At 58.9% G+C, this 15,217-nt stretch carries 11 protein-coding genes; 2 read left to right on the top strand and 9 right to left on the bottom strand.

The window, feature by feature from the left end; genetic code table 11:
- Window positions 1-494: 494 nt before the first annotated feature.
- Window positions 495-1,691 (top strand): MFS transporter, encoded by a 1,197-nt coding sequence (locus ACWR1S_RS29700; RefSeq protein ID WP_454565994.1) that lies wholly within the window; start codon window positions 495-497, stop codon window positions 1,689-1,691.
- Window positions 1,692-1,851: 160 nt separating this feature from the next.
- Window positions 1,852-2,112 (top strand): hypothetical protein, encoded by a 261-nt coding sequence (locus ACWR1S_RS29695; protein WP_454565993.1) that lies wholly within the window; start codon window positions 1,852-1,854, stop codon window positions 2,110-2,112.
- A gap of 213 nt (window positions 2,113-2,325) precedes the next feature.
- On the opposite strand, the gene ACWR1S_RS29690 is transcribed toward ACWR1S_RS29695, so the two are convergent.
- From ACWR1S_RS29690 to ACWR1S_RS29650, 9 genes are all read right to left on the bottom strand, one after another.
- Complete coding sequence (locus ACWR1S_RS29690) at window positions 2,326-3,306, bottom strand: peptide ABC transporter ATP-binding protein (protein WP_007917625.1); 981 nt, start codon at window positions 3,304-3,306, stop codon at window positions 2,326-2,328.
- Window positions 3,306-4,274 (bottom strand): ABC transporter ATP-binding protein, encoded by a 969-nt coding sequence (locus ACWR1S_RS29685; protein WP_102900707.1) that lies wholly within the window; start codon window positions 4,272-4,274, stop codon window positions 3,306-3,308. The genes ACWR1S_RS29690 and ACWR1S_RS29685 overlap by 1 nt, the downstream gene beginning before the upstream one ends.
- A gap of 10 nt (window positions 4,275-4,284) precedes the next feature.
- On the bottom strand, window positions 4,285-5,211 hold the full coding sequence (locus ACWR1S_RS29680) for an ABC transporter permease subunit (RefSeq protein WP_454565992.1): 927 nt from the start codon (window positions 5,209-5,211) through the stop codon (window positions 4,285-4,287).
- Window positions 5,212-5,222: 11 nt separating this feature from the next.
- Window positions 5,223-6,233, bottom strand: coding sequence for an ABC transporter permease subunit (locus tag ACWR1S_RS29675; RefSeq protein ID WP_007917620.1), 1,011 nt, complete (start codon window positions 6,231-6,233; stop codon window positions 5,223-5,225).
- Window positions 6,234-6,306: 73 nt separating this feature from the next.
- A complete protein-coding gene (locus tag ACWR1S_RS29670) occupies window positions 6,307-7,902 on the bottom strand; it encodes an ABC transporter substrate-binding protein (RefSeq protein ID WP_454565991.1) in 1,596 nt (531 codons plus the stop codon).
- 78 nt (window positions 7,903-7,980) lie between these two features.
- Complete coding sequence (locus ACWR1S_RS29665; RefSeq protein ID WP_454565990.1) at window positions 7,981-9,402, bottom strand: OprD family porin; 1,422 nt, start codon at window positions 9,400-9,402, stop codon at window positions 7,981-7,983.
- Window positions 9,403-9,577: 175 nt separating this feature from the next.
- Window positions 9,578-11,176: an ABC transporter substrate-binding protein gene (locus ACWR1S_RS29660; protein WP_454565989.1), complete on the bottom strand. Its 1,599-nt coding sequence runs from the start codon at window positions 11,174-11,176 to the stop codon at window positions 9,578-9,580.
- Between the two features lie 300 nt (window positions 11,177-11,476).
- A complete protein-coding gene (locus ACWR1S_RS29655; RefSeq protein ID WP_127925815.1) occupies window positions 11,477-13,102 on the bottom strand; it encodes an ABC transporter substrate-binding protein in 1,626 nt (541 codons plus the stop codon).
- A gap of 260 nt (window positions 13,103-13,362) precedes the next feature.
- Window positions 13,363-14,964, bottom strand: a complete 1,602-nt coding sequence (locus tag ACWR1S_RS29650; protein ID WP_454565988.1) for an ABC transporter substrate-binding protein — start codon at window positions 14,962-14,964, stop codon at window positions 13,363-13,365.
- Window positions 14,965-15,217: the final 253 nt, after the last annotated feature.

Here is a 15,217-nt window from a genome sequence, read left to right as displayed (position 1 = left end):
TCAAGATCAAGAGCTGCAGCCGAGCTAACGCTCATCCTGTTGAGTGGTGAAGAGCGCGGGTGTTCGGCTTTGGATTTGTGGTGGTGCTTCCCCTCACCCCAGCCCTCTCCCGAGGGAGAGGGGGCCGATTTGTGTGTTTTTCAAAGTCTGAGTTCGACTCGGTATTTCACGTCGGCGTAGCTCGCCCAAACACCTCGGTCAGTCCCCTCTCCCTCCGGGAGAGGGCTAGGGTGAGGGGCTTTTGATCTGATTCAGAATCTGAGTTCGGCTCGGTATCGCACGTCGGCGTAGCTCGCCCAAACACCTCGGTCAGTTCCCTCTCCCTTTGGGAGAGGGTTAGGGTGAGGGGCTTTTGATCTTTGGCACGGCTTTATCGCGCAATGGCTGTAGGACGACTCGGTTTTTTGTAATCTCGATGTTCTCGAACGCGACAACCCGCGTGCTGACCGTTAGTGTTCCAGCTCCACGCAAGTCGCTTTTGAGAGGTCAACGGAATGACGAGTCGCCTGACTCACTTGCTACGACTGGACGGCTATTTCGGCGTGATGGCCTGGGTGCTCGCGGCGCTGTTGTTCATCAATCGTCTGAGCAGCATGGTCAAGCTGTTCATGGCGCTGTATCTGCGTCAGGAGCTGGGTCTGGCGATCGAGACGGTTGGCTGGTTGCTGTCGGCGTATGGCGCGGGTTTGCTGGTCGGTTCGATGCTCGGTGGCTGGCTCAGTGATCATGTGCGCACGGCGCGGCTGACGGCGGCGTTGTTCTTTATTTCGGTGTGGGTGCTGATTCTGCTGGGGCTGGTCACGCAAGTGCCGTTGCTGGCGGCATTGCTGTTGCTCAGTGGAACCATCGATGGGGCTATTCGCACGCTGCATCAGCGGCTGATCATGGAATATTGCGAGGTGGCGCAGCGCTCGCGTGCGCAGGCGTTGAGTCGGGTGGCGCGCAACCTTGGGATGGCCGCCGCCGGTGTGGCGGGCGGGGTGTTGGCGCAGACTGATTTTCGCTGGGTGTTTTTTGGCAGCGCGGCGATGACGTTGTTGGCGCTGCTCTGGTTTGTTCGCACCACGTGGCAACGACCGGTGCTGATCAATGACGAAAAGTCCACTGATGACGCAGGTTCCGGGGTGCCGTATCGCGACAAACCGTTCCTCTGGTTGTTGGCAGCGACGGCCGTGCTTGGCATCGCGTTCGACACGGTCTACAGCACGCTGGGCAACTACCTGCGTGATTACTATCAGTTAAGCACCGAGGCGATCGGTTGGCAGTTCGGCCTCAATGCGTTGTTGGTGATCGCCCTGCAGATTCCGCTGTCGCACTGGGGCGAACGTTGGGGCATGCGTCGGCAAATGCTGCTCGGCAGTGTGTTGCTGGCCTGCGGGCTCGGCATGTTGCCGTTCGGTTCCGGGCTGTTTTACGTTTGCCTGTCGACGCTGATCTGGACCTTGGGCGAGGCGTTTTTCATGCCGCCGCTGAATGTGCTGGCCATGCGCTTTGCTCAGGGCGGCAAAAGCGGTCAGTACTTTGGCCTGTTCTTTATGAGCTGGAGCGCCAGTGCGCTGTTGTCACCGGTACTCAGTGGCCAGTTGTACGGTCAATTCGGTGGCCACAGTGTGTGGCTGGCGAGTGCGCTGATGGTGTTGATTTCCATGCCGTTGACTTGGCAGGCCACCCGCCTGCGCCCGCTCGCTTAGCTGATCCGGCTATTGGCGTTATTCGAAAGCAATCTGTCTGCTGAGGGCATTTCTGCGCGCTCGTTAGCGTCCTATCTGGTGAACCCGATGGATCGGAACTAGATTTCACACAGCGCCAGTCAGGCACGAATGTCTCACCTGAAAAAGGATGGAGTCGGCTATGAAAAGCAGATTGCTACGGGTTTTATTGCTATTGAAAGTGATGGTCATGCTGTCCCTCGGCACCGCGACGGCCTGGGCCGAGTGCGAGGATCACGATTCTCAGGCGTTCAACGGCCAGGTCGGGCACAGCGGCTTGATGCTCGCCAAGTCTGAGTCCGAGCCGGGTGATCAGGACCAGGGCGGCAGTAAAGACGATGACGACTCGACCACCGACGAGCCGGACACTGATGATCCGGACGACGGCGACAGCCAGACGTAAATCGCAGGCAAAAGAAAACCCCTTCTGCCCCGACTGATGCGCAATCGAGGTGGGAGGGGTTTGGTTAACACGTCACTCTGTTTGAAATGCGATCCCTGTGGGAGCGAGCTTGCTCGCGAAAGCGGTGTATCAGGCGACATCTATGTTGAATGATCCAGCGCCTTCGCGAGCAAGCTCGCTCCCACAGTGTTTTGTATCGCTCTCCAGATTTGCCTACGCCGCGCCGTCGAGGAACTGCTCGGCGTAGTGGCAAGCCACCTGCCGGCTGTCGAGCTGGCGCAACGCCGGCTCTTCCGTGCTGCAACGCTCGGTCGCATACGGGCAGCGCTTGTGGAAAGCACAGCCCGGTGGCGGGTTCAGCGGGTTGGGCAGTTCGCCGACGATCTTGATTTTCGGCTTGTTCGGGTCCGGGTGAATGGTCGGGGTCGCCGACAGCAGCGCCTGGGTGTACGGGTGCAGTGGACGCTCGTAAATGTCGTTCTTCGGCCCCAGTTCCACCGGGCGACCGAGGTACATCACCATCACGTCATCGGCCACGTGTTGCACCACCGCCAGGTTGTGCGAGATGAACACGTACGCGGTGTTGAACTCCTGCTGCAGATCCATGAACAGGTTCAGTACCTGCGCCTGAATCGACACGTCCAGTGCCGAGGTCGGTTCATCCGCCACCAACACTTTCGGTTGCAACATCATGGCGCGCGCCAGGGCGATACGCTGACGCTGACCGCCGGAAAACATGTGCGGATAACGCTGGTAGTGCTCGGGACGCAAGCCGACCTGCTTCATCATCGCCTGGACTTTCTCGCGACGTTCGGCGGCGGAGAGGTTGGTGTTGATCAGCAGCGGTTCGCCGAGCTGGTCACCGACTTTCTGCCGTGGATTCAACGACGCGTACGGGCTCTGAAACACCATCTGCACGTCTTTGCGCAGTTGCTTGCGCTGGGCCTTGTCGGCGCCGGCGACTTCCTGGCCGGCGATTTTCAGCGAGCCGGAAGACGGGTCTTCAATCAGCGTCAACGCACGGGCGAGGGTGGATTTGCCGCAGCCCGACTCACCCACAACGGCGAGGGTCTTGCCGGCTTCCAGTTCGAACGACACGCCGTTCAGTGCGCGCACGGTCGCGTGGCCCTTGAACAGGCCACGGGAGACTTCGTAGTGACGGGTCAGGTCGCGGGCGGTAAGTACGACGGCCATTACGCCACCTCCTGGTTCAGCGGGAAGAAGCAGCGGGCGAGGCTGTGGGCTTTCGGATCAAGGCCTGGACGCTGCGCGCGGCAGCTGTCCTGCACGTACGGGCAGCGCGGCGACAGCAGACAACCCTGCGGACGGTCGTAACGGCCCGGAACGATGCCCGGCAGGGTCGACAGGCGTGCGGCACCCAGGCTGTGTTCGGGAATCGCTTTGAGCAGCGCTTCGCTGTACGGGTGTGCAGGGACGTCGAACAGTTGCGGCACCTGGCCGACTTCAACGGCTTGCCCGGCGTACATCACGCAGACGCGCTGGGCAGTTTCCGCCACGACCGCGAGGTCGTGAGTGATCAGCACCAGGCCCATGTTCTGTTCTTTCTGCAACGCCAGCAGCAGATCCATGATCTGCGCCTGAATCGTCACGTCCAAAGCCGTGGTCGGTTCGTCGGCGATCAGCAGTTTCGGCTCGCCGGCAATCGCCATGGCGATTGCAACGCGCTGGCTCATACCGCCGGAGAGTTGATGCGGGTAGGCGTCCATACGGCTGGCGGCGCCCGGGATTTCGACTTTTTCCAGCAGTTCGATCGCACGTTTGCGCGCTTGCTTGCCAGACATCTTCAGGTGCAGACGCAGCACTTCTTCGATCTGGAAACCGACGGTGTAGCTCGGGTTCAGCGCGGTCATCGGGTCCTGAAAGACCATCGACAGGTCTTTGCCGACGATCTGCCGACGCTGACGGTTGCTCAGCTTGAGCATGTCTTTGCCATCAAAGCTGAGCGCGTCGGCGGTGACGATGCCGGGGTGCTCGATCAGCCCCATCAGCGCCATCATGGTCACGGATTTGCCCGAGCCCGACTCGCCGACGATGGCCAGTACTTCGCCTTTGTCGACTTTCAGATCGAGGCCGTCGACCACCGGGGTCGCGGTCTTGTCGCCGAAGCGAACGTTGAGATTCTTGATTTCTAGCAGTGACATGGGAATCTCCTCAGGCGGCGTTCTTGAGTTTCGGGTCCAGCGCATCGCGCAGACCGTCGCCCATCAAGTTGATTGCCAGCACGCTGAGCAAAATGGTCAAACCAGGCAGGCTGACGACCCACCAGGCGCGTTCGATGTAGTCGCGGGCCGAGGCCAGCATGGTGCCCCACTCAGGGGTTGGCGGTTGTACGCCAAGGCCGAGGAAGCCCAACGCTGCGGCATCGAGAATCGCCGAGGAGAAGCTTAAGGTCGCCTGCACGATCAGCGGCGCCATGCAGTTCGGCAGCACGGTGATGAACATCAGACGTGGCAGACCGGCACCGGCCAGGCGCGCGGCGGTCACGTAGTCGCGGTTCAGTTCGCCCATCACCGCAGCGCGGGTCAGACGTACGTAGGACGGCAGGGATACCACAGCAATGGCGATCACGGTGTTGATCAGGCCAGGGCCGAGGATGGCGACAATCGCCACAGCCAGCAGCAGCGACGGCAGGGCCAGCATGATGTCCATCAGACGCATGATGGTCGGGCCGATCATCTTCGGGAAGAAACCGGCGAACAGCCCCAGCAGAATCCCCGGAATCAGCGACATGACGACCGACGACAGGCCGATCAGCAGCGACAGGCGCGAACCCTGGATCAGACGCGACAGCAGGTCGCGACCGAGTTCATCGGTGCCGAGCAGGAATTGCATCTGCCCGCCTTCCAGCCACGCCGGTGGCGTCAGCAGGAAGTCGCGGTATTGCTCGCTCGGGTTGTGCGGCGCGACCCACGGCGCGAAAAGCGCGCAGAAGATCACCAGCAACATGAACAGCAGGCCGGCAACCGCGCCCTTGTTCTTGGAGAAGGCTTGCCAGAACTCTTTGTACGGTGACGGGTACAGCAGACTTTGATCCGCGCTGGAAGCGGCGGTGGCTACTGAGGAAGTTGGAGTGCTCATTGGATTGGACCTCAGCGCTGATGACGGATGCGTGGGTTGGCAAAGCCGTAGAGGATGTCCACTACGAAGTTGACCAGAATCACCAGGCAGGCGATTAACAGGATGCCGTTTTGCACAACCGGGTAGTCCCGGGCGCCGATGGCTTCGATCAGCCATTTACCGATGCCGGGCCAGGAGAAGATGGTTTCGGTCAGAACCGCACCGGCCAGCAATGTGCCGACTTGCAGGCCGACCACAGTGAGTACCGGAATCAGCGCGTTACGCAGACCGTGCACGAACACCACGCGCGACGGCGACAGGCCTTTGGCCTTGGCGGTGCGGATGTAGTCTTCGCGCAATACTTCGAGCATCGACGAACGGGTCATCCGCGCGATCACTGCCAGCGGAATGGTGCCGAGCACGATGGCCGGCAGGATCAGGTGATGCAGGGCATCGAAGAACGCACCGACGTCATCGGCCAGCAGCGTGTCGATCAACATGAAGCCGGTGCGCGGCTCGATGTCGTAGAGCAAATCGATCCGTCCGGAAACCGGCGTCCAGCCGAGGCTCACCGAGAAGAACATGATCAGGATCAGGCCCCACCAGAAGATCGGCATCGAATACCCCGCGAGGGAGATGCCCATCACCCCGTGGTCGAACAGCGATCCTCGCTTGAGTGCCGCGATCACCCCGGCCAGAAGACCGAGGATGCCGGCGAACAGCAGGGCGGCCATGGACAGTTCCAGGGTCGCCGGGAAGAGTGAGGTGAACTCGGTCCATACGCTTTCACGCGTACGCAGGGATTCGCCGAGATCGCCTTGAGCCAGTTTGCCGATGTAGTCCAGATACTGGGCGTACAGCGGCTTGTTCAGACCTAGGCGTTCCATTGCCTGAGCGTGCATTTCGGGGTCGACCCGACGTTCGCCCATCATCACTTCCACGGGGTCGCCCGGAATCATGCGAATCAACGCGAAAGTCAGCAAGGTGATGCCGAAAAACGTGGGGATCAATAACCCCAGTCGGCGGGCAATAAAACTAAACATCTTGTGTGGTACCTCATCAGCCGGTTAGGCGTGCCCGGTGTCCCTGGGTTCAGGAACACCGGGAGTTTCTTATCTACTTCACCTGGGTGGTGGCAAAGTTATTAGTGGTGAGAGGGCTGATGTGATAGCCCTCTACGTTGTTGCGCATTGCAGTAAACATCCGGGTGTGGGCCATGCTGATCCACGGTTGATCCTGATTAAACAGGACCTGAGCCTGCTCATAGAGTTTCGCGCGTTCGGCCGGATCTACTTTAGCCCGTGCTTCATCCAGCAGTGCCTGGAATTTCTCGTTGCACCAGCGTGCGTAGTTTTCGCCGTTCTTGGCTGCTTCACAACTGAGCATAGGCGTCAGGAAGTTATCCGGGTCGCCGTTGTCGCCCGCCCATCCGGCCGAGACCATATCGTGCTCGCCGGCCTTGGCGCGTTTAAGCATTTCGCCCCATTCCATCACGCGAATGTCGATCTTGATCCCGACTTTCGCCAGGTCAGCCTGCATCATTTGCGCGCCGAGCATCGGATTCGGGTTGGTCGGGCCGCCGCCGTTGCGGGTAAACAGGGTAAACACGGTGCCTTCCGGAACCCCGGCTTCCTTGAGCAGGGCGCGGGCCTTGTCGAGGTCACGTGGCGGGTTCTTCAGGTCGTGGTTGTAGCCGAGCAGGGTCGGCGGGTACGGGTTGACCGCGACCGACGCATTGCCTTTGCCGAACAGCGCGTTGACATAGGCTTCCTTGTCGAACGCGATGTCGATGGCTTTGCGCACGCGCACGTCGCTCATGTACTTGTGCTGGGTGTTCATGGCGATGTACGAGACGGTCATCGCGTCCAGTTCATCGACTTTCAGGTTGCTGTCTTTCTTGATGCTCGGGATGTCGTCCGGTTTTGGATACAGGGCGATCTGGCACTCGTTGGCCTTGAGCTTCTGCAGGCGCACGTTGTTGTCGGTGGCGATGGCCAGGATCAGCGCGTCAGCCGGCGCCTTGCCACGGAAGTAATCCGGGTTGGCCTTGAAACGCACCTGCGCGTCTTTTGCATAACGCTGGAAGATGAACGGGCCGGTGCCGATCGGTTTGTTGTTGAGGTCGCCGGTCTTGTTGGCTTTGAGCAGCTGGTCGGCGTATTCGGCCGGGTAGATCGAGGAGAACGCCATCGCGATATCGGCCAGGAACGGCGCTTCGCGGCGGGTCAGGGTGAACTTGACGGTGTTGTCGTCGACTTTTTCGACGTTTTTCAGCAGTTCCTTGAAGCCCATGCTTTCAAAGTACGGGAAGCCCACGCTCGACAGTTTGTGCCATGGGTGATTCGGGTCCAGCTGACGCTGGAAGCTCCAGACCACATCGTCGGCGTTCATGTCGCGGGTCGGCTTGAAGTATTCGGTGGTGTGAAACTTGACGCCTTTGCGCAGGTGGAACGTGTAGGTCAGGCCGTCTTCGCTGATGTCCCAGGACTCGGCGAGAGCCGGGATCACTTCAGTGGTGCCAGGCTTGAAGTCGGCCAGGCGGTTGAAGATGGTTTCGGCCACAGCGTCCGCCGTGACTGCAGTTGTGTACTGGACCATATCGAAGCCTTCCGGACTGGCTTCGGTGCAGACCACCAAGGGTTTGGCCGAGACGCCGAGAGCGGCACTCAGCAAAGCGGCAGCGACGGCCGCACGTAGGGGAAGCATTTTCATCGATAACCCTCTGCAATCGGTTGAAGACAAAAAACCGAACGGCCGACTCATCATGAGTCAGCCGTCGGTTGGCGTTTTTTACAGGATGTTGAATGGAATGGTGGTCACGAGACGGAACTCGTTGATGTTGCCGTCAGCCTGATGCTCGCTGGCGCGGTGCGTGGTGTACGTCGCGCGAATCGCGGTGGCTTTGAGCGGGCCGCTCTGCACGGCGTAGGAAGCACCGATGCCGTATTCGTAGTGAGTTTCGCCGTCCATCAGGCTCAGGTCGCCGCGCTTGGCGCCCGGGTCGGTGTAGGCGGTGCCACGGTAGTGAGTACCGTCAATGCCCCAGCCGCGTGCCTGGTAGATGTTGAACTTCAGGCCTGGCACGCCATATTCGGCCATGTTGATGCCGTAGGCGATCTGGAAGGACTTCTCGTTCGGGCCGTTGAAGTCCGACAGCAGGGAGTTGGCCAGGTAGATGCCGTTGGTTTCGTGCAGGTAGTCGAAGTAGGTGTCGCCATTCACTTCCTGGTACGAGAAGGTCAGGCTGTGAGCCTGGTGAGCCAGACCCAGCGACAGCGAGTAAGTATCGTTGTCGATCTCGCCCATCAGCTTTTTGCCTTCGTCGACGGTCTTGTAGTAGTTCAGACCGGTGGTCAGGCTCAGCACCTGGCTGTCACCCAGTTCGTGGGTGGCACCGAAGTAGTACTGGTTCCAGAAGTCTTCGACGTTGGAGCCGTACAGGCTGGTTTTCAGACTCTTGAACGGCTGGTAGTTGACGCCGGCGATGTAGACCTTGTCGGTCTCAACGCCAGTGGCCGAGTACTCGGTGCGGAATTTCGACAGGCTCTGCTCGGTACGTGGCGAAACACGGTCGAAGCCACCGAGGTCGAACGACAGGTTGTTGAACTCTTCGCTGTGCAGGGTAATACCCTCAAAGCTCGAAGGCAGCGGACGGTTGCCGATGACATCGACGATCGGCGTGCTGAAGTTCTGACGACCGGCGGTCAGCGTGGTGTTGGAGACACGCAGTTTGACGTTGGCCAGACCCAGTTTGCTCCACTGGTCGACAGCGTCGCCGTCGGAGTGCGCCAGAGTACGGTTGGAACCGCCGGCAATGTCCTTGCGGTCACGGTCCAGAACGATGGCGTTGTAAGCGGCGACTTCAGTGCTGACGCCAACGGTGCCTTGGGTGAAGCCCGAGGTGTAGTTGACGATGGTGCCTTGCACCCAGTTGATACGACGCGGGGTCGGTGTCTTGACCACTGGCGAAGTGTTCTTGTCGCTGTTTTTCACGTAGCTGAAACGGTCGTCACGACGCTTCAGTTCATTGGCGTACCAGTTACGGGTTGTGCCGCCCAGGCTTTGTCCATCGATAAAGCCTTTGGCCTCGCTTTGGGCGCTACTGCCGGCCAATGTGGTAGGGACGAACTCCTGACTTGCTGGTTCTGCGTACGCCGTGGCGGTGATGCTGCTGATGGCCAGGGCCAGTATCGCGGTGCTGCTCAGTTTCATGGGTGAAGCTCCTTTACTTTCTTTTTATGCCGGCTTTTTTGGTATGCCGGTTATTGGTTTAGAACTCATTCACACATCGCAAACGTTTGCAAAATGCCGGATTGGCGAATTTCGGCAAAGCGCTTGCGTGAGGGGCTAGACAGCGCCCCTCAGCGTTGCGGCTAAAACGGTTGGTTTAATCGATACCGACACCCGAGAACACGTTGCGACCGAACGGGCTGACTTTGAACCCTTCGATCCTCGCGCTTAACGGTTGGTTGACCGTCGAGTGGGCGACAGGCGTGATCGGCACTTGCTGTTTAAGCAATTGCTGAGCCTGTTTGTAGAGCACGGTGCGCTGGTCGCGGTCGGTGACGACCTTGGCCTCTTTGATCAGCTTGTCGTAAGCCGGATCGCACCACATGGAGTAGTTGTTGCCGCCGATGGCATCGCAGCTGTACAGCGTGCCAAGCCAGTTGTCCGGATCCCCATTGTCACCGGTCCAGCCGATCAGGCTGATGTCGTGCTCGCCGTTCTTGGTGCGCTTGATGTACTCGCCCCATTCGTAACTGACGATCTTCACTTTCAGACCGATCTTCGCCCAGTCAGCCTGGAGCATTTCGGCCATCAGTTTGGCGTTGGGATTGTACGGACGCTGCACCGGCATCGCCCACAGGGTGATCTCGGTGCCTTCTTTGACGCCGGCAGCCTTGAGCAGCTCTTTGGCTTTTTCCGGGTTGTAGGCGGCGTCTTTGATGCTGTCGTCGTAAGACCACTGGGTCGGCGGCATGGCGTTGACGGCCAGTTGGCCGGCGCCTTGATAAACAGCGTTGAGAATCCCCTGTTTATTCACCGCCATGTCCAGCGCCTGGCGCACTTCGAGCTGGTCGAAAGGCTTGTGGCGGACGTTGTAGGCGATGTAGCCGAGGTTGAAACCCGGCTTGGAAATCAGTTGCAGTTTCGGGTCGGCCTTCAGCGCTTCCACATCGGCAGGGCGCGGATGCAGGGTGATCTGGCATTCGCCGGCCTTGAGCTTCTGCACGCGCACCGAGGCGTCGGTGTTGATTGAAAAGATCAGATTGTCGAGTTTGACCCGGCTCGGATCCCAGTAATGTTTATTACCGGTGTAACGGATGTTCGAGTCTTTCTGATAACTCTTGAACACGAACGGCCCGGTGCCGATCGGTTTCTGGTTGATGTCGCTCGGCTTGCCTTCGGCCAGCAGTTTGTCGGCGTATTCGGCGGACAGAATGGAGGCGAAGCTCATGGCGATGTTCTGAATGAACGCGGCGTCGACGCTGTTGAGCGTGAACTCCACGGTCAGCGGCCCGGTCTTCTCGACCTTGGCGATGTTCTTGTTCAGGCTCATGCCGTTGAAGTACGGGAATTCGGTGGGGTAAGCCTTACGGAAAGGTTGCTGTGCATCCAGCATGCGATTAAACGTGAACAACACGTCATCGGCGTTGAAATCGCGGGTCGGCTTGAAGTACGGCGTTGTATGAAACTTCACACCTTCACGCAGGTGAAAGGTGTACTTGAGGCCATCCTCGGAAATATCCCACTGGGTTGCCAGGCCAGGTACAACATTGGTCGCACCTTTTTCGAACTCGACCAAGCGGTTGTACAGCGGTTCGGCGGCGTCGTTATCGGTGGCCGTCGTGTACTGCGCGGTATCAAAACCCGCCGGGCTGCCTTCAGAGCAGAACACCAGACTTTTGCTGGCGGCGAAACTGGCGGACGAGGCGGCCAACAGGCCGGCGCCCAGCAATGCGGAAAAAATCAAGGTATGGCGCATGACGCTCCCTCTTTTTTAGTGTTGTTCAATGCACCGTCGTCTCATCCGGAGACGTTTTGGCAGCATTGAGCTCAATCCAGTACGTGCAGCAAACCGGTGGCCCACGCAGAAACTGGTCAGTACCCGACGGTAGGGGCCGCGGTCCTGGCAGTAAATGCGTAAATGCCTTAAAGCTCGTAGGAAAAGGCGACGCGTCCTATACCACTGTGGTAATCCGCAGCGGAATTGGCTGTAGGCAATTTCCTAACTTACCGGCAGGTAAAACAACGGCGACGTCAAAAACGTCGCCGCTGCAGTGCCTTATTTGCTGACGCTGACGCCGTAGAAGGAGTTCAAGCCGAATGGGCTGATCTTGAAGTCCTGCACGTTGGCGCGCATGGGTTGGTACACCGTCGAGTGAGCGATAGGTGTCATCGGGACTGCATCTTTGAGGACGTGTTGTGCCTCTTTGTACAGTTCGGTGCGCTTACCTTGGTCGGTTGTGCGCTTGGCTTCTTTGACGAGGCCATCGAACTTCTTGTCGCACCACTTGGAGAAGTTGTTGCCGCTGAGCGAGTCGCAGCCGAACAGCACGTTCAGCCAGTTGTCCGGATCACCATTGTCACCGCTCCAGCCAATGATCATCGCCTGGTTCTCGCCACCTTTGGAGCGCTTGATGTACTCGCCCCACTCGTAGCTGGTGATCTTCACTTTCAAGCCGATCTTGGCCCAGTCGGACTGGAGCATTTCAGCCATCAGTTTAGCGTTCGGGTTGTATGGACGCTGCACCGGCATCGCCCACAGTACGATCTCGGTCCCTTCCTTGACGCCGGCTTCCTTGAGCAGCTGTTTGGCTTTCTCAGGATCGTACTTGGCATCTTTGATGGTGGTGTCGTAAGACCACTGGGTCGGCGGCATGGCGTTGACGGCCAGTTGGCCTGCGCCCTGATAAACCGAGTCGATGATCTGCGGCTTGTTCACCGCCATGTCCAGCGCCTGACGGACGCGCAGGTCAGCCAGCGGGTTGGCTTCGTTGCTGCCCTTGACCTTGTCCATCACGTTGTAGGCGATGTAGCCGAGGTTGAAGCCCGCCTGATCAGGCATCTTCAGCGACTTGTCTTCTTTCAGCGCTTTCAGGTCGGCCGGACGCGGGAACAGGGTGACCTGGCACTCGTTCTTTTTCAGCTTCTGAATACGTACCGACGGGTCGGTGGTGATGGCGAAGATCAGGTTGTCGATCTTCACGTCATCCGGCTTCCAGTAATCCTTGTTGCCGGTGTACCGGATGTTGGAATCTTTCTGGTAGCTCTTGAACACGAAAGGACCAGTGCCGATCGGCTTCTGGTTGATGTCGGCGGCTTTGCCTTCTTTCAGCAGCTGCGCTGCGTACTCGGCGGACTGCACCGAGGCGAAGCTCATGGCCATGTTCTGGATGAACGCAGCGTCGACTTCTTTCAACGTGAACTTGACGGTGTGGTCGTCGACTTTATCGATCTTGGTGATGTTGGTGTCCATCCCCATGTCGGTGAAGTACGGGAATTCGGTCGGGTACGCCTTACGGAACGGGTCATCCTTGTTAATCATGCGATTGAAGGTGAACAGCACGTCGTCGGCGTTGAACTCACGAGTCGGCTTGAAATACGGGGTGGTGTGGAACTTGACGCCTTCACGCAGGTGGAAGGTGTAAGTCAGGCCATCATCGGAAATGTCCCACTTGGTCGCCAGACCAGGAATCACGGCGGTGCCGCCGCGCTCGAACTGGGTCAGACGGTTGAACATGGTTTCGGCTGAGGCGTCGAAGTCGGTTCCGGTGGTGTACTGGCCTGGGTCGAAACCGGCCGGGCTGCCTTCGGAGCAGAACACCAGGTTAGTCGCAGCGGATGCGAAAGGTGCGGAGGCTAACAAGCCTGCGCCGACTAAAAACGGAATGACCGCGTGTTTAAGCATGTTGGCCTCATGATTTGTTGTCATTTTTTAGTTGTGAGGTACGACCTCGTGAGTCGTGCCTGCGGATACTTATGCAGGGGCCATACCCATTGCAAGATCCAGAGTGACTGCCGGCCTCAAAGCGTGGCACGAACGTACCTTAATGTCGCATCTGTATAACTTCTGACGCATTTGACCGTTTGCGGGTGGTTTTTACGGTGCAAATGAAGCCCCAAAACGGTGCGCTGGTCACGTTGTGCGCGCCGCCTTGGGGCTTGGTGTTACTTATTTATACCCACGCCATAGAAGGGGGTCAGACCGAACGGGCTGATGCGGAAGTCAGTGACTTCCTTGCGCAGCGGCTGGAACACCGTGGAGTTGGCAATCGGCGTGATCGGCACTTGCTGTTTAAGGATCAGTTGCGCCTGTTGATACAGTTTTACCCGTTGATCTTTGTCGGTGGACAATTTGGCCTGCTGCACCAGTTTGTCGTAGGCCGGATCGCACCATTTGGCATAGTTGCTGCCTTTCACCGCCGCGCAGCTGTAGAGCACGCCAAGCCAGTTGTCCGGGTCACCGTTGTCACCTGTCCAGCCATAGATCATGGCGTCGTGTTCGCCATTTTTCGCGCGTTTGATGTACTCGCCCCATTCATAGCTGACGATGTTGGCCTTGATGCCGATTTTCTCCCAATCCTGCTGGATCATCTGCGCCGACATTCGCGCATTCGGGTTCGACGCACGCTGCACTGTCATCGCCCAAAGGTTGATGGTTGTACCCGGCGCAACCCCTGCTTCTTTCAGTAGCACCCGCGCTTTGACCGGGTCGTAGGGGGCGTCCTTGATGTTCGGGTCATACGACCATTGCGCCGGCGGCAAAGCGTTTTGGGCCAACTGGCCGGCGCTTTGGTAAACAGCTTTGATGATTGCCGGTTTGTCGATGGCCATGTCCAGCGCCTGTCGAACCTTGAGCTGGTCGAGAGGGGCGTGGGTGGTGTTGTAGGCGAGGAAACCGAGGTTGAAACCGGCCTGCTTGAGCACGCGCAGGTTCGGGTCTTTCTCCATCACTTCGATGTCGGCCGGGCGCGGGTAGCCGCTGACCTGGCATTCGCCGGCCTTGAGCTTCTGCAGGCGCACGGCGGCGTCGGGAGTGATCGAGAAAATCAGGTTATCGATCTTCACGTCTTCGGGTTTCCAGTAGGCCGTGTTGGCGGCGTAGCGGATTTGCGAATCCTTTTGGTAGCGCTTGAACACGAACGGGCCGGTGCCGATCGGTTTCTGGTTGAGGTCGGCGGCTTTGCCTTCCTTCAACAGTTGCGCGGCGTATTCAGCTGATTGCACCGAGGCGAAGCTCATGGCGAGGTTTTGCACGAACGCGGCGTCGACGTTGTTGAGGTTGAAGCGCACGGTTTGCTCGTCGAGTTTTTCTACCGATTTGATCGTGGTGTTCAGGCCCATGTCGGTGAAGTACGGGGACTCGGCGGGGTAGGCCTTGCGAAAGGCGTTGTCCGGGTCGAGGAGGCGCTGGAAGGTGAAGAGCACGTCGTCGGCGTTGAAGTCGCGGGTGGGTTTGAAGTAGTCGGTGGTGTGGAATTTTACGTTTTGGCGTAGGTGGAAGGTGTATTGCAGGCCATCCGGGGAGATATCCCATTTTGTTGCCAGGCCGGGTTCGATGTCGGTGCCGCCTCGTTTGAATTGGGTTAGGCGGTTGAAGACGGTTTCGGCGGAGGCGTCGAAGTCGGTGCCGCTGGTGTATTGGCTGGGGTCGAAGCCTGCCGGGCTGGCTTCGGAGCAGTAGACCAGGGTGGTGGCGGCGTTTGCTAGCGGAGCGGTTGTGGCCAGGGCCAGGGAGATCAGGAGCGGTTTCAGGGTGGATCTTGGCATGGAGTCCCCGCGGAGATTGGAGGTGGTGGTTTTTTGAGGGTAGCGGGGATTTGGGGGTGTTCGGAAATATCGTTTTTCCTGTTGGAGTGTCTATCTCGGTATATGTAGGGGCTTTTTCGGGTACATATCCGTTGCTGCGGTAACGGCTGCTTAGGGTTCCGCCCTGACGGCGGGTCACCTTTTCCAAACGCCGAAAAGGTAACCCAAAAGGCTTGCTCCTGCGTGCGGCCCGCTCGCTGGGGCTCGGGGTTCC

The sequence above is a fragment of the Pseudomonas sp. AIG genome, from assembly GCF_977020205.1.
The sequence above is the reverse complement of the archived record's forward strand: the minus strand, read 5'-3'. Positions and strand labels throughout refer to the sequence as shown.

Coding starts and splice junctions, on each gene's coding strand:
- ACWR1S_RS29700 (WP_454565994.1), top strand. CDS start 495: ATGACGAGTCGCCTGACTCACTTGCTACGACTGGACGGCTATTTCGGC.
- ACWR1S_RS29695 (WP_454565993.1), top strand. CDS start 1,852: ATGAAAAGCAGATTGCTACGGGTTTTATTGCTATTGAAAGTGATGGTC.
- ACWR1S_RS29690 (WP_007917625.1), bottom strand. CDS start 3,306: ATGGCCGTCGTACTTACCGCCCGCGACCTGACCCGTCACTACGAAGTC.
- ACWR1S_RS29685 (WP_102900707.1), bottom strand. CDS start 4,274: ATGTCACTGCTAGAAATCAAGAATCTCAACGTTCGCTTCGGCGACAAG.
- ACWR1S_RS29680 (WP_454565992.1), bottom strand. CDS start 5,211: ATGAGCACTCCAACTTCCTCAGTAGCCACCGCCGCTTCCAGCGCGGAT.
- ACWR1S_RS29675 (WP_007917620.1), bottom strand. CDS start 6,233: ATGTTTAGTTTTATTGCCCGCCGACTGGGGTTATTGATCCCCACGTTT.
- ACWR1S_RS29670 (WP_454565991.1), bottom strand. CDS start 7,902: ATGAAAATGCTTCCCCTACGTGCGGCCGTCGCTGCCGCTTTGCTGAGT.
- ACWR1S_RS29665 (WP_454565990.1), bottom strand. CDS start 9,402: ATGAAACTGAGCAGCACCGCGATACTGGCCCTGGCCATCAGCAGCATC.
- ACWR1S_RS29660 (WP_454565989.1), bottom strand. CDS start 11,176: ATGCGCCATACCTTGATTTTTTCCGCATTGCTGGGCGCCGGCCTGTTG.
- ACWR1S_RS29655 (WP_127925815.1), bottom strand. CDS start 13,102: ATGCTTAAACACGCGGTCATTCCGTTTTTAGTCGGCGCAGGCTTGTTA.
- ACWR1S_RS29650 (WP_454565988.1), bottom strand. CDS start 14,964: ATGCCAAGATCCACCCTGAAACCGCTCCTGATCTCCCTGGCCCTGGCC.